This is a genomic window from Microbacterium sp. EB106-03-03-XG65 (assembly GCF_058791955.1).
Genome location: NZ_JBYTEB010000002.1, coordinates 777517 through 801071, shown reverse-complemented (window position 1 = coordinate 801071; position 23555 = coordinate 777517). Strand labels below are relative to the sequence as shown.

The 23555-nt window shown below is 68.1% G+C and carries 20 protein-coding genes; 18 read left to right on the top strand and 2 right to left on the bottom strand.

Annotation, left to right across the window (positions count from 1 at the left end; genetic code table 11):
- Positions 1-16 precede the first annotated feature (16 nt).
- Positions 17-1045, bottom strand: coding sequence for a LacI family DNA-binding transcriptional regulator (locus AC3WS6_RS17250; RefSeq protein ID WP_492502240.1), 1029 nt, complete (start codon positions 1043-1045; stop codon positions 17-19).
- 144 nt (positions 1046-1189) lie between these two features.
- Between AC3WS6_RS17250 and uxaC the strand changes: the two genes are divergently transcribed.
- The 7 genes from uxaC to AC3WS6_RS17215 all read left to right on the top strand — a co-directional run bounded on the left by uxaC (position 1190) and on the right by AC3WS6_RS17215 (position 10680).
- The gene (gene uxaC, locus AC3WS6_RS17245; protein WP_492502239.1) at positions 1190-2587 is read left to right on the top strand and encodes a glucuronate isomerase; all 1398 of its coding nucleotides are present in this window, start codon (positions 1190-1192) and stop codon (positions 2585-2587) included.
- Positions 2584-3891 carry a mannitol dehydrogenase family protein gene (locus AC3WS6_RS17240; RefSeq protein WP_492502238.1) on the top strand — a complete coding sequence of 436 codons (1308 nt, stop codon included), beginning with the start codon at positions 2584-2586 and terminating at the stop codon, positions 3889-3891. Before uxaC ends, AC3WS6_RS17240 begins: the two co-directional genes overlap by 4 nt.
- Positions 3892-4052: 161 nt before the next feature.
- A complete protein-coding gene (locus AC3WS6_RS17235) occupies positions 4053-5579 on the top strand; it encodes an ABC transporter substrate-binding protein (RefSeq protein ID WP_492502237.1) in 1527 nt (508 codons plus the stop codon).
- 55 nt (positions 5580-5634) lie between these two features.
- Positions 5635-6576 (top strand): ABC transporter permease, encoded by a 942-nt coding sequence (locus AC3WS6_RS17230; protein ID WP_492502236.1) that lies wholly within the window; start codon positions 5635-5637, stop codon positions 6574-6576.
- A complete protein-coding gene (locus tag AC3WS6_RS17225) occupies positions 6573-8396 on the top strand; it encodes a dipeptide/oligopeptide/nickel ABC transporter permease/ATP-binding protein (RefSeq protein ID WP_492502235.1) in 1824 nt (607 codons plus the stop codon). Before AC3WS6_RS17230 ends, AC3WS6_RS17225 begins: the two co-directional genes overlap by 4 nt.
- Positions 8393-9217, top strand: a complete 825-nt coding sequence (locus AC3WS6_RS17220; protein WP_492502234.1) for an ATP-binding cassette domain-containing protein — start codon at positions 8393-8395, stop codon at positions 9215-9217. Before AC3WS6_RS17225 ends, AC3WS6_RS17220 begins: the two co-directional genes overlap by 4 nt.
- Complete coding sequence (locus AC3WS6_RS17215) at positions 9214-10680, top strand: glycoside hydrolase family 43 protein (RefSeq protein ID WP_492502233.1); 1467 nt, start codon at positions 9214-9216, stop codon at positions 10678-10680. The genes AC3WS6_RS17220 and AC3WS6_RS17215 overlap by 4 nt, the downstream gene beginning before the upstream one ends.
- Here AC3WS6_RS17215 and AC3WS6_RS17210 read toward each other — a convergent pair whose 3' ends face one another.
- A complete protein-coding gene (locus AC3WS6_RS17210) occupies positions 10681-11295 on the bottom strand; it encodes a TetR/AcrR family transcriptional regulator (RefSeq protein ID WP_492502232.1) in 615 nt (204 codons plus the stop codon).
- Positions 11296-11395: 100 nt separating this feature from the next.
- Between AC3WS6_RS17210 and AC3WS6_RS17205 the strand changes: the two genes are divergently transcribed.
- The 11 genes from AC3WS6_RS17205 to AC3WS6_RS17155 all read left to right on the top strand — a co-directional run bounded on the left by AC3WS6_RS17205 (position 11396) and on the right by AC3WS6_RS17155 (position 23543).
- Positions 11396-12640: a glycoside hydrolase family 1 protein gene (locus AC3WS6_RS17205; RefSeq protein ID WP_492502231.1), complete on the top strand. Its 1245-nt coding sequence runs from the start codon at positions 11396-11398 to the stop codon at positions 12638-12640.
- A 27-nt stretch (positions 12641-12667) separates the two neighbouring features.
- Complete coding sequence (locus tag AC3WS6_RS17200; RefSeq protein WP_492502230.1) at positions 12668-14050, top strand: MFS transporter; 1383 nt, start codon at positions 12668-12670, stop codon at positions 14048-14050.
- 25 nt (positions 14051-14075) lie between these two features.
- Positions 14076-14906, top strand: a complete 831-nt coding sequence (locus tag AC3WS6_RS17195; RefSeq protein WP_492502229.1) for an SDR family NAD(P)-dependent oxidoreductase — start codon at positions 14076-14078, stop codon at positions 14904-14906.
- A gap of 78 nt (positions 14907-14984) precedes the next feature.
- Positions 14985-16790, top strand: a complete 1806-nt coding sequence (gene uidA, locus AC3WS6_RS17190) for a beta-glucuronidase (protein ID WP_492502228.1) — start codon at positions 14985-14987, stop codon at positions 16788-16790.
- Positions 16791-16819: 29 nt separating this feature from the next.
- Complete coding sequence (manD, locus tag AC3WS6_RS17185; protein WP_492502227.1) at positions 16820-18058, top strand: D-mannonate dehydratase ManD; 1239 nt, start codon at positions 16820-16822, stop codon at positions 18056-18058.
- The gene (locus tag AC3WS6_RS17180) at positions 18055-18570 is read left to right on the top strand and encodes a gluconokinase (RefSeq protein ID WP_492502226.1); all 516 of its coding nucleotides are present in this window, start codon (positions 18055-18057) and stop codon (positions 18568-18570) included. Before manD ends, AC3WS6_RS17180 begins: the two co-directional genes overlap by 4 nt.
- Complete coding sequence (locus AC3WS6_RS17175) at positions 18567-19631, top strand: LacI family DNA-binding transcriptional regulator (protein ID WP_492502225.1); 1065 nt, start codon at positions 18567-18569, stop codon at positions 19629-19631. The genes AC3WS6_RS17180 and AC3WS6_RS17175 overlap by 4 nt, the downstream gene beginning before the upstream one ends.
- A 178-nt stretch (positions 19632-19809) precedes the next feature.
- Entirely contained in the window at positions 19810-21249 is a 1440-nt protein-coding gene (locus AC3WS6_RS17170) for an MFS transporter (protein WP_492502224.1), read from the top strand.
- The gene (locus AC3WS6_RS17165) at positions 21242-22219 is read left to right on the top strand and encodes a Gfo/Idh/MocA family protein (protein WP_492502223.1); all 978 of its coding nucleotides are present in this window, start codon (positions 21242-21244) and stop codon (positions 22217-22219) included. Before AC3WS6_RS17170 ends, AC3WS6_RS17165 begins: the two co-directional genes overlap by 8 nt.
- A 29-nt stretch (positions 22220-22248) precedes the next feature.
- Complete coding sequence (locus tag AC3WS6_RS17160; protein WP_492502222.1) at positions 22249-23055, top strand: SDR family NAD(P)-dependent oxidoreductase; 807 nt, start codon at positions 22249-22251, stop codon at positions 23053-23055.
- 29 nt (positions 23056-23084) lie between these two features.
- Positions 23085-23543, top strand: a complete 459-nt coding sequence (locus AC3WS6_RS17155; protein ID WP_492502221.1) for an AraC family ligand binding domain-containing protein — start codon at positions 23085-23087, stop codon at positions 23541-23543.
- Positions 23544-23555 lie beyond the last annotated feature (12 nt).

Here is a 23555-nt window from a genome sequence, read left to right as displayed (position 1 = left end):
CCTACGTGTTGGGCGCTCAGCTCACGGGGCGCGCCGTCGATTCGCGCACGACGAGATCGAGCGGTAGGACGACCTTCGACGGGACGCGATTCCGCTCGGGCTCGATGAGTGTCTCCATGGCCCGCGTGCCGATCTCGCGCAGCGGCGAGTGGAGCGTCGTCAGCGCCGGCACGGCGAGCTCGGCGCTGAAGATGTCGTCGAACCCGATCACGCTGAACGCCTCGGGCAGCGTGAGGCCGGCGCCTCGAGCCGCTCGGAGCAGTCCATGAGCGACCAGGTCGTTGTAGGCCAGAACGGCGGTCACGCCGCTGGCGCGCACGCGCCGGAGCGCATCCGCACCTGCGTCTACGGTGGGGGAGTCCACGGCGATCTCCACCAGGGAGATGTCACTCGACAGCGCGAGGTCGAGGGTGAGATCCCAGCGGGCGCGATTGATCTGCAGGCCGCTCAGGCCGAGATAGGCGACGGACCGGTGTCCGAGATCGCGGAGATGGTCGATGGCTGCGGTCAGCCCCATCGCCAGGTCGGGGATCACGCTCGGCAGCGAGGGTGCCGAGTGGTTGGCCGCCACGATCGGCTTCACGGCGGCGAGGGTGGCGAGGTCGGAGTCGCCGAGACGAGACGCCACGACGAGGAGCCCGTCCACGGATGCCTGCAGCGTCTCGATGGTCTCGTGCTCGATCTCCGCCGATCCCTCCGTCTCCGAGACGATCAGCGTGAAGCCGCCGCCGCGGGCGACCTGCTCAGCGCCCCGGATCAGTTCGAAGTGCACCGGGTTCGTGATGTCAGGGAGCACGATCGCGAAGGTGCCCGACCGGCCGGTGGGAAGAGCTCTCGCCATCGGGTTGGCGCGGTAGCCGAGCTCGGCGGCCGCCGCGCGGATCTTCTCTTCGGTCGCTGCGTTCGTGCGACCCGGCTTGTTCAGAGCGCGGGAGACCGTCGAGGGATTGAGGCCGACCCGCTGCGCGATGTCGTAGATGGTCGCTCGGCGGGCAGAGGTGCCAGCACTGCCAGGCACCTCATCGGGTGCGGTCAGATCGTCCATCGACATCGCGTGCTGTTCCCTTCGCTGCGACCGGCATCCGGTTCCCCGATCGTACGGCAGCAGGTCCGCCGGGATATGTCGCCGTGCGAACAACACGCTTGGCAACCGATTGACAAAACTGGCGGAAACCGATCTGATAGGGGAATGCTCCAGCCGCAACGCCGCGACCGCGACCGCCTGCTTCCTGCCGACCCGGCGACGCGCTCCGTCGCGCGATCCCTGTACGAGAGCGTCTCAGCTGCGCCCATCGTCTCGCCGCACGGCCACGTGCCGGTGGAGTGGCTCGTCGACGATCAGCCTTTCGCCGACCCGGCGTCGTTGCTGATCACGCACGATCACTACGTGACCCGGCTGCTGCATGCCTCGGGCGTCGGACTCGATGCGCTCGGCGTCGGCGGGTCGCCGGCGGACCCGCGCGAGGTGTGGCGGCTGTTCGCCGAGCATTGGCGCCTGTTCGCGGGGACCGCGTCGGGGTACTGGCTGAGCGAGTCGCTCGAGAACGTGCTCGATCTGCGGGCGCCGCTCACGGCCGCGACCGCAGACGATGCCTACGATCACATCGCCGCGAAGCTCGGTGATCCGAGCATGCGCCCGCGCGCGCTCTACGAGAGCTTCAACATCGAGGTGCTCGCGACGACCGACGATCCGCTCGATGATCTCGAGGGGCACGCGGCGCTCGCCGCCGAGGGCACGGTCGGCAGAGTCGTTCCGACCTTCCGGCCCGACCGCTACCTCGACCCGGATGCTGCGGGCTTCGCCGCCAGCGTGCAGCGCCTGCTCGAGACTACGGGGCAGCCGAGCACATTCGCCGGATATCTCGCTGCTCTGGAGGCGCGGAGGCGGTACTTCATCGAGCATGGCGCCGTATCGGCCGACCATGGCGTCGAGGTGCCGGAGACTCTCTATCTCGACGCCGCGGAGGCTCAGGCGCTGTTCGCCCGTGTCGTCTCGGGTGAGGCGGATGCCGCCGAGCGTCAGGCATTCCGTGCGCACATGCTGCTGCAGATGGCGCGGATGAGCGTCGACGACGGACTCGTCATGACCGTGCACGCCGGCGTCGTGCGCAACCACAGCACGCGGACCCTGCGGCGGTTCGGCCCGGACTCGGGGCACGACATCCCGCGGCGCACCGACTTCGTGGGCGGGCTGCGTCCGCTGCTCGAGCGGTTCGGCCTCGAACGCGACCTGCATCTCGTGCTGTTCGCGGTCGACGAGACCGTCTACTCGCGGGAGATCGCTCCACTCGCGGGCTTCTACCCGAGCGTCTACATCGGCGCTCCCTGGTGGTTCCTCGATGCCCCCGACGCCATGGCGCGATTCCGCTCGGCGGTGACCGAGACCGCAGGCTTCTCGCGCGGATCGGGGTTCATCGACGACACCCGGGCGTTCCTGTCGATCCCCGCGCGGCACGACACCGCGCGGCGCGCGGACGCCGCATTCCTCGCGCGGCTCGTGATCGAGGGGCGCATCGACGACGAGACCGCGGCCGCGATCATCGACGACATCGTCGGTCCGCAGCCGAAGCGGGTGTTCAAGCTGTGACCGCCTCCTCTTCGGTCCTCGGCGTGCGCACGAGCGAGGCGCCTCCCGTGCGGATCGTGCATCTCGGACTCGGCGCCTTCCATCGTTCGCATCAGGCCTGGTACACCGCGCGCGCAGCGGATGCCGCGCAGTGGGGCATCGCCGCATACAGCGGACGCAGCGCCGCGCTCGCCGAGGCGCTGAACGACCAGGACGGTCTGTACACACTCGTGGTGCGATCGCGCGACGACGATCGAGCCGAGCGCATCGACAGCATCGTGCGCGCGCACGGCGGGTCGGAGCTGCGCCGGTTCCTCGCCGACGTCGCGGCGCCCACCACCGCGATCGTGTCGCTCACGATCACGGAGGCCGCCTATTCGCGCGACGAGACGGATGCCGATGCGGCCGCGCTGCGCGGTCTCACCGAGGGCGTGGAGCCGACGACGATCGAGCCGCGGACCGCGCTCGGACGCGTGGTCGTCGCGCTCGACGCTCGTCGACGTGCCGGGGGCGGGCCACTCGCCCTGATCTCGTGCGACAACCTTCCCGACAACGGGGGAGTGCTGCGCGACGCCGTCGGCGCCCTGTCGGCTGCGCTGCCCGAACTGCGGGCCTGGATCGATGACAACGTGTCGTTCGTGTCGGGCTCCGTCGACAGGATCACTCCCCGGCTCTCCGACGAGGAGGCGGCGGACCTGTCGGAGCTCTACGGGGATCGCGCGCCGGTCGTCGCCGAGCCGTTCTCCGACTGGGTGATCTCCGGAGCGTTCCCCGCAGGGCGCCCGCAGTGGGAGACCGCCGGTGCCCGTTTCACCGATGACCTCGAACCGTGGGAAGCGCGGAAGCTCTGGCTGCTGAACGGTGCGCACACCCTGCTGGCCTCTCTCGGTCGTCTTCGAGGGCATCGAACGGTCGCCGAAGCCATCGCGGACGCGGAGTGCCTTCGTGCTGTCGACGCCTACTGGGACGAGGCCGAGCAGCACCTTCCCGCTGACCTCGGTGTGCACGAGTATCGCGCGGCGCTGCTCGACCGATTCCGGAACCCCCGCATCCGACATCTGCTCGCGCAGATCGGTCTCGATGCCGACACCAAGATGCGCGTGCGGATCGCGCCGGTGGCGGAGCGCGAGCGCCGCGCGGGGCGAACCGCCGCCGCCTGTGCTGCCGTGATCGCCGCATGGATCGCTCTCGACACCCCGGACGCGGATCGCGCCGACGTGCAACGGGCGGTGGCGCAGCTCAGCGCCGCGCTCGGCGGCGACGAGACCTTCGTGGAGGGCGTGCTCGACAGCCTGTCTGCCGTGGCCGAGCTCACGCTTGGGTAACAACTTGGCAATCGGTTGTCAAAACCAAGAATCCCTGCTTTACTGACACAAGTCGTCGCACTTCTCATCAGCCTCACCCGTGCTGACAAGCGGTTGCGCGTCCAGTCGTTTCATCCAAAGGAGTATGAAAAATGTGGAATACCCGTAAGCATCGTCGCGGTGTGGCTCTGCCCGCCGCGCTGCTCATCACCGCGCTCGTCGCGACCGGCTGCGCGGCCGGCAGCGAGCCGGCACCGGACGAATCGTCGGCGGCGGCCGTCGTCGAGAAGGACCTCGCAGTCGCCGCGGTGTCTGCCCCCAACTCGCTCGATCCCGCTCAGATCGTCGACGGTCAGCAGATGTTCGTCTGGTCGTCGATCCTCGACACCTTGCTGCGCAAGGACCCTGAGACAGGGGAGCTGCTTCCCGGCGCCGCGGAGAAGTGGGAGTACAACGAAGACGGCACCCAGCTGACCCTCACGCTGCGCGACGGCATGACGTTCAGCTCGGGAGACCCGGTGGATGCTGCCGCGGTCGCTGCGACTCTGCTGCGTTCCAAGGCCACGCCGGGAGCCGTACAGAGCCGCCTCGCCGCGGTCGCGGACGTCGTGGCAGAGGACGACAAGACCGTCGTCATCAGCTTCTCGGCATTCGACCCCCAGTTCCTCGACAACCTCGCCCAGGGCCCTGGTGCCATCGGCGATCCCGCGACCATGGACGAAGAGCGCACGGCCACCGACCCGATCGGATCCGGCCCGTTCACTCTCGACGTCGACAAGACCGTCCCGGGCAGCAGCTACGTCCTCGTCAAGCGCGATGACTACTGGGACGCGGACAATGTGCCGTTCAAGACACTCACCGTCAAGGTGCTGCAGGACCCGACGGCATCGCTCAACGCACTGCAGGCGGGCGAGCTCAACGCGGCGACCGTGCAGTCGCAGGTCGTCTCGCAGCTCGACGCGAACAAGTTCACCATCACGGTGAACGACGCGGTGGCCGTGGGGTACCTCAACATCCTCGATCGCGCCGGCGAGAAGTTCCCGGCGCTCGGTGATGTCAAGGTGCGTCAGGCGATCAACATGGCGATCGACCGCGAGGGCGTGCTCAAGGGCATCTTCAGCGGAGTGGGCATCGCCACGACGCAGCTGGTCAGCCCGTTCGGCGAGGTCTACGACGAGAAGCTGAACGACGAGTACGAGTACGACCCCGAGAAGGGCAAGGAGCTCGTCGAAGAGGCGGGCTACGCCGGCGAGACCTTCCAGATCCCGAGCACCTTCCTCAGCACCACGATCGAGCCCGTGCTCACGCAGGCGTTCGCCGACATCGGTCTGACCCTCGAGTGGGTGACCGTGCCGCCGCAGCAGGCGCAGGCAGCTGCCCGTTCCGGTGACTACGGGCTCTACTACCAGATCCTCGGGTTCAACTCCGATTCCGCTGATCTCGCGACCACGATCGGTGCCGCCGGCTTCGGCAACCCGACCGGGTACACCGATCCGACGCTCGACGGCTACTTCGACGAGATCAACAACACCGTCGACTTCGCGGATGCTCTCCCCGTCTACAAGGAGCTGAACCAGTACGTCGTGGATCAGGCGCTCGTCGCCCCGATCGCCTACATCGGCGCGACCTGGGCGACCGCTGACGGGATCACCTACGTCGGCAAGGCGAACACCCTCGCAACCATCCGACAGTTCGACGTCACCGAGTGAGTGACGGGTGGGGGTGCGGTCCGCCGCATCCCCACCGCACACCAGGAGTCTCTTGATGCTCAGCTATATCCTCCGCCGACTCGGCGCCGGCGTCGTGCTCGCGATACTGGTCACCCTCATCACCTTCCTCCTCCTCAGCACCTCGTTCCGCGACGTGGCTCAGGCGATCCTCGGTACGTCGGCGACGCCCGAGGTGGTCGACGATCTGATCGCTGCCAAGGGGTGGGATCGACCCGTCCTCGTGCAGTACTTCGACTGGCTGATCCACGCGGTGCAGGGCGACTTCGGTGTCTCGGTGTACACCTCGCTGCCGGTCGGTCCGTCGGTGCTGCAGCGGCTCGCGGTCACGCTCTCGATCATCGTCCCGGCGCTGATCCTGACGGTCATCCTCTCTGTCTTCCTCGGAGTCTGGGCGGCATCGCGCGGCGGGATCGTCGACCGCATCGCCCAGGGGATATCCCTCATCGGGTACATCGTCCCCGGCCTGCTTCTGGCGATCGTCCTCGTGGTGGTCTTCGCGGTGCAGCTCAAGTGGCTTCCCGCCACAGGCTTCACCCCCTTCGCAGAAGACCCTGCGGCGTGGGTGCGCAGCATCACGATCCCGGTGATCGTGCTGACCATCGGCGGCGTCGCGAACATGGCGGCGCAGGTGCGAGGTCGCATGATCGACGAGCTCCGCCGCGACTACATCCGCACGCTCCGCACCCGCGGCGCATCCTCCACGTCGATCGTCATCAAGCATGCGCTGCGCAACGCGGCGAGCCCGGCGCTCACCGTGATGTCGCTCGAGTTCATCCAGATGTTCGGCGGGGCGCTCATCATCGAGAACGTCTTCGCACTGCCGGGCTACGGCAGCTTCGCGTTCAACGCATCCCTCCAGGGCGACATCCCCGTGATCATGGGCATCACCGCATTCGGCGTGCTGCTCGTCACCGTCGTCAACCTCCTCACCGACCTGGCCAACGGCTGGTTGAACCCGAAAGCGAGAGTCCATTGAGCGACGAACGCCCGCCCCAGACCACCACCGGTACCGTGACGCCTCCCAGCACCGAGCTGCTCGTCACCCTCGAGAATGCGGCGAAGACCCGCACGTCGACCTGGCGCCGTATTCTGCGCGACCCGCAGGCGGTCGTGACGCTCGGGCTTCTCGCGGTGATCTTCCTGCTCGGGCTGCTCACACCATGGCTCGCGCCGCACGGCCCGAACGATGCCGAGCTCTCGATGATCAACGCGCCGGTCGGCACCCCCGGGTACCTGCTCGGTGCCGACGAGGCCGGTCGCGACATCCTCTCGCGCCTGCTCCACTCCATCAACACGGCGGCCATCTCGGCTCTGATCGGAGCCGGTGTGGCTCTGGTCGTCGGAGTCGTAGCCGGTCTCATCGGCGGCTACTTCGGAACCGTGACACGAGCGACCACCGAGTGGCTGTTCAACCTCATCATGACGTTCCCCGGCATCCTGCTGCTGATCATCCTGATGCCGGTCACCGGGGGCGACTACCGCTTCACGATGCTGATCTTCGGCGTGCTGCTGTCGCCCGGCATCTACCGCATCGTCCGCAACCTCGTGCTGGGGGTGAAAAACGAGCTCTATGTCGATGCCGCCCGGGTGTCGGGGCTCGGCAACCTGCGCATCCTCGGTCGCCACGTGCTCTTCGTCGTGAGAGGGCCGATCATCATCGCCGCGGCCTTCATGGCAGGCTCAGCGATCGCGGTGCAGTCGGGGCTCGCCTTCCTCGGCGTCGGATCGCTGCAGATCCCCAGCTTCGGATCGATGATCTCGTCGGGGTTCCGCAACCTCTACATCGCACCGACGCAGTTCCTCTGGCCGAGCCTGCTGCTCGGAATCATCACGGCGTCGCTCGTGCTGCTCGGCAACGCGCTGCGCGACGTGCTCGAAGGGTCGATGCCGAAGCCCGCGAAGGTCGGTGTCGGTCAGCGCGTGCTCGACACCGCCGGCGAGGCGACGGCCGCGCGGACGGGGCTGCTCGAGATCAACGACCTCGCCATCGCCTATCCGAGACCGAGCGGCGGCCTGAACGAGGTCGTGCGCGGCGTCGACCTGTCGATCGCCCGTGGGCAGATCGTCGGGCTGGTCGGCGAATCCGGATCGGGAAAGTCGCAGACCGCGTTCGCCTCGCTGGGGGTGCTGCCCAACGAGGCGGTGATCACCCGCGGGTCGATCCGCTTCGACGGGCGCGAGCTCGTCGGACTCACGGACGCCCAGATGCGTCCGCTGCGGGGCAAGGAGATCGCCTACATCCCGCAGGAACCCATGTCGAACCTCGATCCGTCCTACAAGGTCGGCGCACAGCTCGTCGAGGGCGTGCGGTCGGCGCTCGGCGTGACCCGCGCGGAGGCATCCGCCCGGGTGCTCGCGCTGCTCGAGAGGGTGGGCATCGCCGACCCGCAGCGCACCTTCGACTCGTACCCCCATCAGATCTCGGGTGGCATGGCGCAGCGTGTGCTGATCGCCGGCGCCGTCGCGAGCCGGCCGAAGCTGCTGATCGCCGACGAGCCGACGACAGCACTGGATGTCACGGTGCAGGCTGAGATCCTCGACCTGCTGCGAGACCTGCAGTCCGAGCTCGACATGGCGATCCTCCTGGTCACTCACAACTTCGGCGTCGTCGCCGACCTCTGCGATCGCATCGCGGTCATGCAGCACGGCGTGATCGTCGAGTCCGGCACCGCTGCGGAGGTGTTCTCGCACCCGTCGCACGAGTACACGAAGATGCTGCTCGGTGCGATCCTCGACGAGAGCACGGTTCGCACCGATCCGCCCGTCGCGGTCTCCGATGAAAGGACTGACCGATGAGCCTCCTCGAGGTCGATGAGCTTCGCGTCGCCTTCCCCGGACGGGGATGGCGGGCCAAACCGGTGGAGGTGCTGCACGGCGTCTCGCTCGACGTCGCGCCGGGGGAGACCCTGGGGCTGGTCGGCGAGTCCGGATCGGGCAAGACCACGATCGGACGCGCGGTGCTCGGCCTGGTGAAGCCGTCCGGCGGAGACATCCGGTTCGACGGGACGTCGATCGCCGGCATCCCACCTCGGGATCGCCGTCGCCTGTCTCGTGACATCCAGGTGGTGTTCCAAGACCCGTACACGTCGCTCAACCCGTCGATGACGATCGGAGACATCCTCGCCGAGCCGTTGGTCATCCAGGGTGCGACGGCGAAGGATGCCCGCTCGCGGGTCAGGACCCTGCTCGACCAGGTCGGGTTGCCCTCGGATGCCGTCGAGCGACTGCCCCGGGAGTTCTCGGGCGGACAGCGTCAGCGTGTCGCCATCGCGCGCGCACTGGCTCCTGAGCCGCGCCTGATCGTGTGCGACGAACCGGTGTCCGCTCTGGATCTCTCGACCCAGGCGCGCGTGCTCGATCTGTTCGTCGAGATCCAGCGGGCGACCGGGGTCGCCTATCTCTTCGTGTCGCACGATCTCTCGGTCGTCCGCCACATCAGTCACCGGGTGGCAGTGCTGTACCGCGGCGACTTGGTGGAGACCGGATCGGCCGAGCATGTGACCTCGACCCCCGACCATCCCTACACGCAGAAGCTGCTGCTCGCGGCGCCGGTCGCCGACCCCTCCCGTCAGCGCGAGCGGCGACTCGAGCGCCGTCGAATCATGGAGGCATCATGACCCAGAATCCGATCATCCCCGGCTACCACCCGGATCCCTCGATCTGCCGCGTCGGCGACGACTACTACCTCGCGAACTCGAGCTTCGAGTACTCGCCGGGCGTGCCGCTGTTCCACTCCAGGGACCTGGTCTCGTGGACGCAGATCGGCAACGTCCTCGACCGACCCGAGCACCTCGACGTGCGCACCGGACTCGCGGGCGCCAGCGGAGGGATCTATGCCCCGACGCTGAGGCATCACGACGGGCGGTTCTGGATGATCACGACGAACATCCACGAGGTCGGCCGCGGACACATCCTCGTGCACGCCGAGGACCCGACCGGCCCGTGGAGCGAACCCGTCTACGTCGCCGGTCTCATCGGCATCGACCCCGACATCGCCTGGGATGACGACGGCACCTGCTTCGTGACCTGGAGCGACGTGATGCGCGGCGGCATTTCGCAGGCGGCGGTGGATCCGCTCACCGGCGAGGTCCTGTCGGAACCGGTCCCGCTGTGGGCGGGCACCGGCGGCGCGCACGCCGAAGGGCCTCACCTGATCCGCCGCGGCGACTGGTGGTACCTGCTCGTCGCCGAGGGCGGCACCGGACCCGGACACATGGTGACGATCGCGCGATCCTCGAGCATCAGCGGACCTTTCGAGTCCGCGCCGACGAACCCGATCCTCACCCACCGCAGCACGAGCGCGGCCGTGCAGTCGACGGGGCACTCCGATCTGGTCGAGCTCTCCGACGGATCCTGGGCACTGGTCTTCCTCGCGACGCGGCCCCGCGGCACGTTCCCTCGCTGGCATACCAACGGGCGGGAGACGTTCCTCGCGGGGGTGGACTGGGTCGATGATTGGCCGGTGATCGACGAGGAGCGCTACGACGTCCCGCTCGCGAAGAGATCGATCGTCGAGGACTTCAGAGGCGAGGAACTGCATCCGCGGTGGATCTCGCCGGGAATCTCGCCGTCGTCGTTCGTCCGCACGAGCACCGACGGCCTGCACCTCGAGCGGGGGCGGGATGCGCTCGCCGCCCGCGCCGAGCGGCTGCTCGCGGTGCGCGCCGAGGACGAGCTCTGGTCGGCCCGCCTGCACGCCACGGGCGACGTCGCGCTCTCGGTGCGCGTGGACGACGCGCACCAGCTGCTTGTCGAGCGAGTCGGTGCAGAGGTGCGCGCACGGATCGTCATCGGTCCGCTGAGCGACGTCGTCGCGCGGACGGACGCGACGATGGATGCGGTGCTCGAGATCAGAGCCACGGAGTTCGAAGCCGAGCGCGGTGCGCGTCGTGGACCCGACCTGCTGCGCGCCGGCCTGGCCTCGGCGGAGGGCTTCATCGAGCTGGCCACGCTCGACGGCCGCTATCTGTCGACCGAGGTCGCCGGTGGGTTCACAGGCAGGGTCATCGGTGTCGAGGCTCTCGGAGACCAGGTCGTCGTCAGTCGGTTCGAGTACGAGTCGGGTGCCGCTGCGGAGTGATCAGTCCTGCGCGTCGGGCTTCAGCTCAGGCACGAAGGTCGACATCAGCGACGTGACGCACGCATCGACGTCGATCGCTGACCGGTCGAAGAGCCACTGCGTGTGCAGCCCGTCCATCGCGCCGATGGTGATTGCTGCGAGGTGTGCCGGAGGCAGGTCCGTCGACAGGCGGCCTTCATCGCCGAGTCGGGTGAACAGGCGGGTCACGAACGAGCGGATGTTGCGGTAGCGCGTCTCGAAGTAGTCGTGGGCCGGATGAGCTGGCGCCGTGGCCTCGCCGGTGAGCACGGCGCTCAGCTCGACCAGACCGACCCGCTGGTCCCGTTCGATCAACGTCGTGGCCATGCCGCGGAGCACGTCGAGCGGATCGGCTCCGGCGCTCAAGACCTCGTTGCGTGCGAGGTAGTCGGCGCTGCGCTCGTCCTGCAGCGTGAGAACGGCCATGAGCAGATCCTCTTTGCGGGGGAAGTGATGCAGCAGCCCGGTGTGGCTGATGCCCGCCCGACGAGCGATTTCGGCCATCGAGGCCCCGTGGAACCCGGACTCGCCGAAGATCGTGAGGCAGGCATCCAGGATGCCGCGGCGGACGGTTGCGGTCTTGGCGTACTGAGCCATCGGAGCCTCCTTCGATGAAAATAGTGAGGGCTTTCTATTTTATGCTACCGTGGGTCTGGCAATCGGTTGTCATGATTGCTTCCATCGAGAGGATCCCTCAATGACGAACTTCCCCACCGGCTTCCTCTGGGGAGCCGCCACCGCCGGACACCAGATCGAAGGCAACAACGTCAACAGCGACTGGTGGGAGCGGGAGCTGACCATGCCCGGCATGGAGCCCTCCGGCGACGCCGTCGACAGCTACCACCGCTACCGCGAAGACATCGACCTTCTGGCCGACGCCGGCCTCGACACCTATCGGTTCAGCCTCGAGTGGTCGCGCATCGAGCCCGTCGAGGGCCGCTTCTCGCGGGCTGAGCTCGCGCACTACCGTCGCGTGATCGACTACTGTCTCGAGCGCGGCGTCACCCCCTTCGTCACATTGCAGCACTTCACGACACCCCAGTGGTTCGCGAACGACGGGGCGTGGACGTCGCCGAAGGCCAAGGACCGCTTCCTCCGCTTCGTGACCGAGGCCACGACGATCCTCGACGGCGTCGAGTGGGTCGCCACGATGAACGAGCCCAACATGCAGGCGGCCATCATGACGGCGATGCGCCGCATGGCCGCTCAGGGCGGACAGTGGACGAGCCCCACGGTCGAGGCGGACGCGGTCGAGAGCGAGGCACCCGCGGAGCAGAAGGAAGAGAAGAAGCAGCACGGCGCCTTCCTGCAGGACGCCGATCCCGAGATCGGTCGCGCGTTCGTCGAGATCCACCACGCCGCGCGCGAGATCGTGCGCGCGCGCACGAGCGCCAAGGTCGGCTGGACCATCGCGGCGGGAGCACTCACCGCGGCACCCGGCGGCGAGGAGAAGCTGAAGCAGATCCGCTACGGCAAGGAAGACGTCTACTGGGAGGGTTCGCGGGGCGACGACTTCGTGGGCGTGCAGGCCTACTCGTCGCAGGAGGTCGACGCGGACGGACTCGTGCCGCATCCGCCCCACCCCGACAACACGCTGGTCGGCACCGCCTTCCGTCCCGACTCGCTCGCGATGGCCGTGCGCCACGCGTGGGAGGTCTCCGAGGGCGTCACCGTGATCGTGACCGAGAACGGCATCGCCACCGCCGACGACACCCAGCGGATCCGCTACACGGATGCCGCGCTGCGCGGGCTCGCCGACACGATCGACGAGGGCATCGACGTGCGCGGATATCTGCACTGGACGCTGCTCGACAACTTCGAGTGGGGTCACTGGGCGCCGACCTTCGGCCTGATCGCCGTGGACCGCGAGACGTTCGTGCGCACGCCGAAGCCGAGCCTCGGCTGGCTGGGCGAGGTCGCGAAGCGCAACGGTCTGGCCTGACCGAAGCCGCACGCAGAGGGCGAGCACATGACCGTCGACGTCGACGATCCCCGGGGCGAGGGCCCGACGGGGGCTGCGGGGCGAGTTCCCGAGGGCAACCTCGCGCTTCCGCAGCCTCCGGCCTCGGGTGCGGCGTCTGCGGCGACGGAACCGCACGACGTCGGCGCCGCGGGGCCGCCCGACGTGCCGATGTGGCATATCGTGCTGCTGGTCGCCGCGACGTTCGGGGCGGGCATGGCCATGATCGTGCCGATGGCTTATTCGCTGGCGGTTCGACTCGACCAGCTGGCGCCGGGCCGCACCGAAGCGCTGGGGATCGTGCTCGCGGTCGGGTCGGCGGCCACGCTCGTGCTCGCGCCTCTGACCGGCATCCTCAGCGATCGCCTGCGGAGTCGATGGGGGAGGCGACGGCCGTTCACGGTGATCGGTCTGCTGATCGGTGCGGCGTCGGTGCCAGTCATGGCCCTGGCTCCGAATCTCACCGTCCTCACGATCGGATGGACGTTCTCGACGGTCGGCTGGGGCACGGCGGCAGCCTCGCTCGGCAACTGGCAGGCCGATCGGCTGCCGCCGAACCAGCGCGGACGCGTGTCCGGCCTCACCGGGGTCACGATGCAGGTCGCGCCGGTCGTGGGCATCATCCTCGTCGGGCTGTTCCGGGATCAGATCCTCGTCGTGTTCGCGCTCCCCGCCGTGATCGGCGCCGTGCTGGTCATCGCGTTCCTCGCCGTGGTGCGCGAGCCCGACAGCCGCGGGATGCTGCTCGAACGGCGCCTCACCGTCGGCGGACTGCTGCGCAGTTACGGCTTCGATCCGCGCAGCGCCCCGGACTTCGCCTGGAACTGGCTCGGGCGCTTCATCTTCTTCTCCGGGCTCACCCTCACCACCAGTTTCACCGTCTTCTTCGTCGCCCAGCGCCTCGAGCTGCGGGTGCCCGATGTGGCGGGCGTGCTCGCGATCGTCTCGGCATCGAGCATCGTCACGGCCACGGTCGGTTCGCTGGGCGGCGGATGGCTCAGCGACCGGGTGCGAAGGCGCAAGCCCTTCATCCTCGCGGGGGCCACGCTCTTCGCCGCAGGATGCGGTGTGTCGGCCTTCGCTCACGATCTGCCCATGCTGATGATCGGCACTCTGCTGAACTCCCTCGGCATCGCCACCTTCTCCGCCGTCGCCCAGGCGCTGCTGCTCGACGTGCTGCCGAACCGCGAACGCGAGGCCGGCCGGTACATGGCCATCGCCCTCTTCGCGCAGAAGATCCCGGGTGTCTTCGCGCCGGTGCTCGGCGGTGCAGTGCTGGCGATCGGGGCCGGTGCCGGTGCCGAGAACTTCACCGCTCTCTACCTTCTCGCCGCGGCCCTCGCCTTCGCAGGCGGCCTTCTCATCACCCTCACGGTGCGCAGCGTCCGCTGAGCCCACCACCCCTCGAAATGGAGCAATGATGTCCTTTCCCTTCCCCGACGTCTCGTCGCACCCCCTCTCGTCGCTGACCGATCTGACGGGCCGCACCGCGCTTGTCACGGGCGGCGCACAGGGGCTCGGCAGGGCCATCGCCGACCGACTCGCCGAGGCCGGAGCGAACATCGTGATCGCGGATCTCGACGAGCAGCGGTCCCGCGCCACGGCATCCGAGATCGCCGAGCGCTTCTCGGTGCGTGCGGTGGGGGTGCGCATGGACGTGACCGATTCGGCATCCGTCTCTGCGGCGACCGAGGCGGCGAAGGCCGAGGTCGGCGATCCGCAGATCTGGGTGAACAATGCCGGGATCTTCCCGAGTCAGTCGCTGCTCGAGATGAGCGATGAGACCTGGGAGCAGGTGTTCGCCGTGAACACGCGGGGTGTGCGCAACGGGGCGCGAGAGGCGGCCCGCCGGATGCCGCAGGGCGGCGTGATCGTGAACATCGTCTCGACCGCGGGCTTCCGCGGCACGGCGCCCGGGCTCTCGGCCTACGTCTCGTCGAAGCACGCAGTGCGCGGTCTCACGAAGCAGTTGGCGCTCGAACTCGCACCCCAGGGCATCCGCGTGCTCGGCGTGGCGCCCAGCTACGTGCCCACCGAGGGGAACATGGCGATGGCGGCCGCGGCGATGGAGCAGATGGCCGCTGCCGGCATCGATCCGTCGACGATGCCCGCAGCGATGTCGCAGAGCCTGATCGGCCGGCAGGGGACGCCCGACGACATTGCGCGCGTGGTGCTGTTCTGTGCCAGCGACCTCTCGACGGTGATGACGGGGAGCACGCTGCTCGCCGACGCGGGCGAGACCATCTGACTGGCAATCGGTTGCCATTCCTCTCGAACTCTGCTGTACTGAAGACAAGAACGCAAAGAAGCGCACGAAAGGCCATTGATGCTCAAGCCCATCGCCACTGCGACACGTGACCTCGTCAAGCTCGACGGGGTCTGGAGGTTCGGGATCGACTCCCGACTGCCCGAGGAGCCGTGGCTCGCCGCCCTCGACACGCCGCTCGAAGCGGCGGTTCCCGCGAGCTACAACGATCTCTTCACCGACCCTGCGATCCGCGACCACGTCGGTTGGGTCTACTACCAGCGCTCGGTGCAGGTGCCCCGGGGGTGGGCCGGAGAGCGGATCCTGTTGCGGTTCGATGCGGCGACGCACTCGGCCAAGGTCTACGTCGACGACCGGCTCGTCGGCGAGCATGTGGGCGGATACACCCCATTCGACATCGATGTCACGGATGCCGTGCAGCCGGGAACCGCCTTCCGTCTCACGGTCGCGGTGAGCCCCGACCTCACGAACACGACGATCCCGCCGGGCAAGATCGAGGTCGGCATGACCGGCGCCAAGACCCAGACGTACTTCCATGACTTCTACAACTACGCCGGCCTCGCTCGCTCGGTGTCGCTGTACTCGCTGCCCTCGGTGCATGTCGACGACGTCACGGTGGTGACCACGTTCGACGGTTCGACCGGATTCGTCGACTATCGCGTCGAGACGGCGGGCGGTGCAGAGGTCCGCGTCAGTCTGGCTGATGCCGCAGGCAGCGTCGTGGCGACCTCGACCGGTGCAGAGGGGCGTCTCGAGATCGCCGACGTCGTGCTCTGGAAGCCCGGTGCCGCGTACCTCTATGAGCTCACGGTCGACGCCGTCGACGGTGACGACGTGCTCGACACCTACTCGCTCGCGGTCGGCGTGCGCACGGTCGAGGTGCGGGGTGAGGAGTTCCTCGTCAACGGCGAACCCTTCTACTTCACCGGGTTCGGCAAGCACGAAGACACCTTCGTGCGCGGCAAGGGGCACGACGATGCCTACATGGTCCATGACTTCCAGCTCATGGAGTGGACGGGCGCGAACTCGTTCCGCACCTCGCACTATCCCTATGCCGAAGAGGTGCTCGACTTCGCCGACCGCCACGGCATCCTGGTGATCGACGAGACCGCCGCGGTCGGGCTCAACATGGGCGTGGTGGGCGGCCTGAGCGGCACCCCGCCGTTCCCGACCTTCTCTGAGCAGTACGCGGGGGCCGAGACCCACGCGGCCCACGCACAGCACCTGCGCGAGCTCATCGGGCGCGACAAGAACCACCCGTCGGTCGTGCTGTGGTGCATCGCGAACGAGCCCGCGTCGAACGAAGACGGCGCGCGCGAGTACTTCGAGCCGCTCGTGAAGCTGGTGCGCGAGCTCGACCCGACGCGCCCGATCACCTACTCGATGGTCATGTTCGCGACCTTCAAGAATGACCAGATCATCGACCTCTTCGATGTCGTGAGCCTGAACCGCTACTACGGGTGGTACATCAACGCGGGCGATCTCGCGACGGCGGAGCTCTACCTGCAGGGCGACATCCAGGGGTGGATCGACCGCACCGGCAAGCCGATCATGATGCTCGAGTACGGCGCCGACACGATGCCCGGACTGCACTCGGTGTGGGATCAGGTCTGGACCGAGGAGTACCAGACCGACCTGCTCGCGATGTACCACCGCGTCTTCGATCGCTTCCCGCAGTTCGTGGGCGAGCAGATCTGGAACTTCGCGGACTTCGCGACGACCAACGGCCTGCACCGCGTCGGCGGCAACAAGAAGGGCATCTTCACCCGCGAGCGCCGACCCAAGTCCGCGGCGTTCGCACTGCGCCAGCGCTGGCGCGGACTCGACGGACGCAAGCCCGGCACCACCGGCGACGCAGACGCCTGACCGACCGTCTTTACCCAGAGGAGAAACGCATGACCATCGACAGGGCCGACGTCATCGTCACGAGTCCGGACCGCAATTTCGTGACGCTCAAGATCACGACCGCCGACGGTGTGACCGGGTTGGGGGATGCGACCTTGAACGGGCGTGAGCTCGCGGTCGTGGCGTATCTGACGGAGCATGTGGTGCCGTTGCTGATCGGTACGGATGAGTCGCGCATCGAAGACACGTGGCAGTTCCTGTACCGCAGCGCGTACTGGCGGCGGGGTCCGGTGACCATGGCGGCGATCGCCGCGGTCGACATGGCGTTGTGGGACATCAAGGGAAAGGTCGCCGGTCTTCCGGTGTACCAGTTGCTGGGTGGGGCGTCGCGGAAGGGTCTGATGGCGTACGGGCATGCGTCGGGGAAGGAGCTTCCCGAGCTGTTCGATTCGATCCGCGCGCATCAGGCGCAGGGGTACAAGGCGATCCGGGTGCAGACCGGGGTGCCGACGCTGAAGGCGATCTACGGCATCGCCGCTCAGGGCGCCGATGTCGGCGATGCGAGCGTGCGCTACGACCACGAGCCCGCGCGCCGGGGTGCGAAGCCCGTCGAGGAGGACTGGGACACCCGGGCCTATTTGAACCACCTCCCCGGGGTGTTCGAGGCGGTGCGCAACGAGTTCGGTCCCGACATCCCGCTGCTGCACGACGGTCACCACCGGATGACCCCGATCCAGGCGGCGCGCCTGGGCAAGGACCTCGAGCCCTACGACCTGTTCTGGCTCGAGGACTGCACTCCGGCCGAGAACCAGGAGGCGCTGCGCCTGGTGCGTCAGCACACCACGACACCGCTCGCGATCGGGGAGATCTTCAACACGGTCTGGGACTTCAAGGACATCATCCGCGATCAGCTCATCGACTACGTGCGTGGTGCGGTCACCCACATGGGTGGCATCAGTGCGCTGAAGAAGACGCTCGACTACGCGGCGATGTATCAGATCAAGTCGGGCATGCACGGGCCGACCGACATCTCCCCGGTCGGCATGGCCGCCGCGATGCACCTCGGGTTGTCGATCCACAACTTCGGCATCCAGGAGTACATGCGCCACGGTGCGAAGACCGATCAGGTGTTCGAGCAGTCGTTCACCTGGAACGACGGATACCTGCACCCGGGCGACAAGCCCGGTCTCGGCGTCGAGCTGAACGTGGACGAGGCGGGCAGATACCCGTACGAGCAGGCCTACCTGCCCTACAACCGTCTGCTCGACGGCACCGTGCACGACTGGTGAACACGCAGACGCCGCCCCCGGTCGTGGTGATGGGCGTCTCGGCCGCGGGCAAGTCGACGACGGGGCGCCTGCTCGCCGCCGAGCTCGCCGTCGACTTCCTCGACGCCGACGACCTGCATCCCGTGTCGAACAGGGCGAAGATGAGCGCGGGCACCCCGCTGACGGATGAAGACCGGATGCCGTGGCTCGACCGCGTGAGCGACGAGCTCGCCGCGCGGTCGACGGCAGGGTCGGTGATCGCCTGTTCCGCTCTGCGACGTACCTACCGGGACCGGATTCGTGAGCGGGTGCCCTCCGTCGTGTTCGTGCATCTGCACGGCAGCGACGCTCTGCTCGCGGAACGCGCGGCCGGACGCACCGATCACTTCATGCCGCCCTCCCTGCTCCGGTCACAGCTCGACACGCTCGAGCTGCTCGACCCGGATGAGGCGGGAATGGTCGTCGAGGTGAGTGCGCCTCCGGCGGATCTCGCGCGCGCCGCCGTCGAATGGCTCGAATCGTCGCGGTCATGACACCCTGGGAGCTGGGAGGCATGATGGACGACGAACTGCCCGGCGATCTCGCGGAGCGCATCCGCCGACGAAACGGCGCGGCGACGATCTACGACATCGCCGAACTCGCGGGCGTGAACCCGTCGACGGTGTCGCGAGCGCTGGGCAAGCCCGGCCGCATCAGCAAGAAGACCGAAGAGAAGATCCGAGCCGCCGCCGATCGTCTCGACTTCCAGTTCAATCCCATGGCACGAGCGCTGCCGACGGGGCGAAGCCACACGATCGGGCTGATGGTGGCCGACATCACCAACCCGGTCATCTTCGGCATCGTGCGAGGTGCCGAGCACACGGCCGCCGCCGCCGGATACACGCTGGTGATCGCGGAGTCGCAGGAATCCGGCGAGGCCGAGGCCGAGGCGGTGTCGCGACTGCTGCCGAGCGTCGACGGACTGATCCTCGCCACCACCCGTCTTTCCGACGAGCGGATCGTGAAGCTGTCTGAGCGCAAGCCCGTCATCCTCATCAACCGGCGGGTCGACGAGGTGGCGAGCGTCCTGCCCCAGGTCGAGGAGGGCGTCGCCGAGCTCGTGGCGCACCTCGACGATCTCGGACACCGATCGATCGCGTACCTCTCCGGGCCCGAGACCTCGTGGATCAGCCGTCGGCGCTGGGAGGCACTGCTCGACGCCGCAGAGCAGCGGGGCATCGCCGTCGTCGAGATCGGACCGCTGAGTCCGACCATCGACGGAGGGCGCGACGCGCTGCGTCGCGTGCAGGCCGCGCGTGCCGGTGCCGTGATCGCCTTCAACGACCTGATGGCGATCGGTCTGATCCAGGCGGCGACAGCTGCCGGCATCCACGTTCCGAGCGATCTGAGTGTCGCGGGTTTCGATGACATCTTCGGGAGCGAGCTCATCGTCCCGGCGCTGACGACCGTGCGTGCGCAGCTGCAGCTGGCGGGTGAGCGCGCGGTGGGCAAGTTGCTCGAAGCGCTCCACGACGCCGCGGAACCGGTCAGCGACGAGCCGCTGGCGACCAGGCTCATCGTGCGCGGCAGCACGGGCCGGGTGTCGGCGCGCTGAAGCGAGCGGCTGCAGGCCGTGGCTGCTTGTGACGACAGACTGGCAATCGGTTGCCGAATCGGCGCGGATCTGTTTTGATGGAACTGTCTCAACAGCGAGACGGTCTGGAGTCTTCGATGTCGAATGCGCTGTTCCCGGTTCCTCCTCTGCGAGGAGCCGTATCCGCGGGGTCACGGCCATGAGCGAATCCGTCACGCAGACCGCGGGCGAGGATGCACGCTGGACGTCGACCGTCGCCGTGCACTACGACGCGAAGAAGCCGCTCTCGCGCTACATCCGCTGGTACCTCCTGCTGTCGCTCGCGGTGTCGGCCGTGTGGGCCGCGACCAACGGCATCCTGATGCCGAATCAGATCCAACTGCTCGAGTTCGGCTCCTTCTTCACGGGGGTCGACGCGGGGGTCGACCTGCCGGCGCTCACCGAACTCGGCCGTGCCGTGGCTTCGGGCGAGGTCACCCCGACCGCCGAGCAGACGCGGCAGCTGGGCCTGCTCGCCGACTTCGAGGCCGCACGGGCGAACGGTCTCGCGCTCGTGACCACGACCAGCGCCATCATCGTGATGATCCTCCAGCCCGTCATCGGCGTGCTCTCGGACCGCACCCGCTCGCGCCTCGGACGCCGTGCCCCGTGGATCCTGTACGCCGGCCTGATCGGCGCCGTGCTGCTCGTCGCCGTTCGCTACGCCCCCTCGCTCGTCGTGCTCGTCGTGCTGTGGTCCGCGACCGAGCTCGCGCTGAACGTGGCGGGCAACCCGCTGCAGGCCACGGTCGCCGACCGCGTGCCGCGCGACCGGCGTGGTCGTGTCACGTCGTGGACCAGCATGGGCGCCATCATCGGCGGCATCCTGGGTGGCATCGGCGCCGGCGCGCTGTTCGGCATGATCGGTCTCGACTTCTACCTGATCCTCGGGCTCGTGGTCGCGATCGCCACGGTCCTCTTCGTGACCCGCAACCGCGACGAGTCGTCGATCGACATCGAGCGCGAGCCCTTCGCCTGGAAGCCCTTCGTGCTCGGGTACGCGAGTGCTCTGAAAGCCCGCAACTACCGCTGGCTCTGGATCTCGCGGATGCTGTTCTTCTTCGGCTACAGCACCTCGACGGTGCTCAACCTCTACATGCTGCAGAGCTATGTGACCCCGGCGTTGAGCGCCGCCGAGGCCTCGGCCATGGTGCCCGTACTGGGGCTCGCCGGCATCCCGTTCACCCTCCTTGCAGTGGCGGTCTCGGGTCGGCTGTCCGACCGGGTCGGTCGCCGCAAGCCGTTCATCGTCGTCGCCTCCGTGCTCATGGCGGTGTCGATGGCGATCCCTCTTCTGTCGCCGACTCTGCCCGCGCTGTTCGCCCAGGTGATCATCACCGGGCTCGCCTTCGGCGTCTACCTGCCCGTCGACAATGCGATGTTCATCGACGTGCTTCCCGACCCGTCGAGGGCCGGTCGCGACCTCGGGTTGGCGATCGTCGCGATGAACCTCGGGCAGGCGCTGGCGCCGGCGCTCGCCGCCGTGGTCGTGTCGCTCACGGGCGGCTATCAGCTCGTGTGGGGAGCAGCCCTCGTGCTGGTCGCCCTCGCGACGCTGACGGTGGCTCCGATCACGGAGAGGAGAGACGAACGTGCTTAGGTGGGGCGTCGTCGGAACGGGTGACATCTCGGACAGGCTCGTCGCCGACCTGCTGGCGATCGACGGTGTGGTCGCCGGAGTCTGGGGCCGCACCCCTGAGCGTGCGAGCGACTTCGCGGCGCGACACGGCATCCCGTTCGCCACGGTAGATCGGGCGGCTCTGTTCGCGCGCGATGACATCGACGTCGTCTACATCGCCACCCCGGCGCACACGCACACGGAGATCGCCCTCGAGGCCCTCGACGCCGGCATGCACGTCCTGGTCGAAAAGCCCATAGCGACCTCGGCGGCCGATGCCGAGCTGCTCTTCGCCCGCGCGGAGGCGGCCGGACTCTTCCTCATGGAGGCGATGTGGATGCGGTTCAACCCGCTGCACGTCGAGGTGATCGACCGTATCGCGGCGGGGGAGCTCGGCGCGGTCCGCAGCGTGCGAGCGGGCTTCGGCACGCCCTTCTTCCCGCGACCTGGCAAGACACGGCCCGAGGATGGGGGCAGCATTCTGCGCGACCGCGGCATCTACCCGGTCACGCTCGCGCACTGGTTCCTGGGCGCCCCGGACGCGGTGCACACCAGGGGGACCATCTCGCACGGCGTCGATCTCGCGGGGCACGCGATGCTCGAGAGCGCCGACGGTGCCTTCGCGCAGCTCGCGTGGTCGGGCGTGGAGTTCCTCGACCTCTCGGCCTCGATCAGCGGCGAACGCGGCTGGATCACTCTCGCCCCGATGTTCTGGGCGGGCAGTGACGCCCGCGTGCACGCGGGCTCTGCCGAGCGCATCTTCCGCGAGCCCGAGGTCGTGCGGCACCCGCGCGTCGGCAACGGCTACGGCTACGGCCCGATGCTCGAAGCGGTCAGTGCGGCGATCGAGTCGGGGCGGCGAGAGCATCCGTGGCACGATGCCGCCACCACGATCGCGATCACACGAACCCTCGATCGCATCCTCGCCGACATCTCTTCGCTCTCGCACTGAGCGCGTCGAACCCCGTACAGAAGGAACTCATGGACATCTCAGGCAAGGTCTTCGTCGTCACCGGCGCAGGGAACGGCATCGGGCGGGAGGTGACGCTGCGCCTGCTGAGCGGGGGTGCATCGGTCGCCGGCGTCGATCTCAACGCCGCCGGGCTCGAGGCCACCGCGGCCCTGGCGAGCGCCGGCTCACGTTTCAGTCAGCACGCGGTGAACATCACCGACCGGGACGCGATCGACGCGCTGCCGGATGCCGTGATCGCGGCCCATGGTCAGGTCGACGGCGTCGCGAACATCGCCGGGGTCATCCAGAAGTTCGTGAAGGTGAACGATCTGCCGTTCTCCGAGATCGAGAAGGTCATGAACGTCAACTTCTGGGGCGTCATGAACGTCTGCAAGGCCTTCCTGCCGCATCTGCTCGCCCGGCCCGAGGCCTCGCTGCTGAACGTCGCGAGCATGGGGTCGTACGCTCCGGTGCCGGGGCAGGCCGTCTACGGCGCGTCGAAGGCCGCCGTGAAGCTCCTGACCGAAGCGCTGTACGCCGAACTCCTCGACACGAACGTGCACGTCACGGTGATCTTCCCCGGTGCGATCAGCACCGGCATCGCCGCGAACTCGGGCGTGGACCTCGGAGGCGACGCGTCTGCCGAGAACAGCGACTACAAGACCACGACCCCCGTCGAGGCCGGCCGGGTGATCGTCGAGGCGATCGAGAAGAACCGGTTCCGCGCGACCATCGGATCGGATGCGGCCGCGATGGATCGTCTGTCGCGTCTCAACCCCAAGTTCGCGACGACGCTCATCGCGAAGAAGATGGGTGCGCTGCTCGACGCGGACTGATCCATCCGGTGGTCGTATCGTTGGTGGTGATGACCACGGGTGCTGACACCACGGGCCCCGACACCACGGGCGTTGACGACGCGGTCGCCACGATCGCGCTCCCTGCCTTCGGTGCGGGTTCCGTCGATGTGCCCTGGGCGGTGAACGCCTTCGACGATGCCGTCGACCGCGACACGTCCTGGCTTCCTCACTCGCATCCGACACACGAGTTGCTCTGGAACGAGCGCGGTGCCTCGCGTGTGACCGTCGACAACCGCATCTGGACGGTCACGCCGTCGGTCGGGGTGTGGATCCCGGCGGGAGTCCTCCATTCCGCCTCGACCGCGGCGGGCACCTGGTACCGCGCGACGCATTTCGACGTGCGCCGGGTGAGCCCGCTGGCCGAACGGCCCGTGTCGATCGGCATGGAGAGCCGCATCATCGTCGACCCCACCTCGGGGAAGCCGTTGATGCTCCCGATCGGGCGCCACCACCAGCTCGAGTCCTGACGACGGGCGCGT

Excerpts from the sequence above, each read along its gene's own strand:
- AC3WS6_RS17250 (WP_492502240.1), bottom strand. The coding sequence starts at position 1,045 with ATGGACGATCTGACCGCACCCGATGAGGTGCCTGGCAGTGCTGGCACC.
- uxaC (WP_492502239.1), top strand. The coding sequence starts at position 1,190 with ATGCTCCAGCCGCAACGCCGCGACCGCGACCGCCTGCTTCCTGCCGAC.
- AC3WS6_RS17230 (WP_492502236.1), top strand. The coding sequence starts at position 5,635 with ATGCTCAGCTATATCCTCCGCCGACTCGGCGCCGGCGTCGTGCTCGCG.
- AC3WS6_RS17220 (WP_492502234.1), top strand. The coding sequence starts at position 8,393 with ATGAGCCTCCTCGAGGTCGATGAGCTTCGCGTCGCCTTCCCCGGACGG.
- AC3WS6_RS17215 (WP_492502233.1), top strand. The coding sequence starts at position 9,214 with ATGACCCAGAATCCGATCATCCCCGGCTACCACCCGGATCCCTCGATC.
- AC3WS6_RS17210 (WP_492502232.1), bottom strand. The coding sequence starts at position 11,295 with ATGGCTCAGTACGCCAAGACCGCAACCGTCCGCCGCGGCATCCTGGAT.
- AC3WS6_RS17205 (WP_492502231.1), top strand. The coding sequence starts at position 11,396 with ATGACGAACTTCCCCACCGGCTTCCTCTGGGGAGCCGCCACCGCCGGA.
- AC3WS6_RS17200 (WP_492502230.1), top strand. The coding sequence starts at position 12,668 with ATGACCGTCGACGTCGACGATCCCCGGGGCGAGGGCCCGACGGGGGCT.
- AC3WS6_RS17195 (WP_492502229.1), top strand. The coding sequence starts at position 14,076 with ATGATGTCCTTTCCCTTCCCCGACGTCTCGTCGCACCCCCTCTCGTCG.
- uidA (WP_492502228.1), top strand. The coding sequence starts at position 14,985 with ATGCTCAAGCCCATCGCCACTGCGACACGTGACCTCGTCAAGCTCGAC.
- manD (WP_492502227.1), top strand. The coding sequence starts at position 16,820 with ATGACCATCGACAGGGCCGACGTCATCGTCACGAGTCCGGACCGCAAT.
- AC3WS6_RS17175 (WP_492502225.1), top strand. The coding sequence starts at position 18,567 with ATGACACCCTGGGAGCTGGGAGGCATGATGGACGACGAACTGCCCGGC.
- AC3WS6_RS17170 (WP_492502224.1), top strand. The coding sequence starts at position 19,810 with ATGAGCGAATCCGTCACGCAGACCGCGGGCGAGGATGCACGCTGGACG.
- AC3WS6_RS17160 (WP_492502222.1), top strand. The coding sequence starts at position 22,249 with ATGGACATCTCAGGCAAGGTCTTCGTCGTCACCGGCGCAGGGAACGGC.
- AC3WS6_RS17155 (WP_492502221.1), top strand. The coding sequence starts at position 23,085 with ATGACCACGGGTGCTGACACCACGGGCCCCGACACCACGGGCGTTGAC.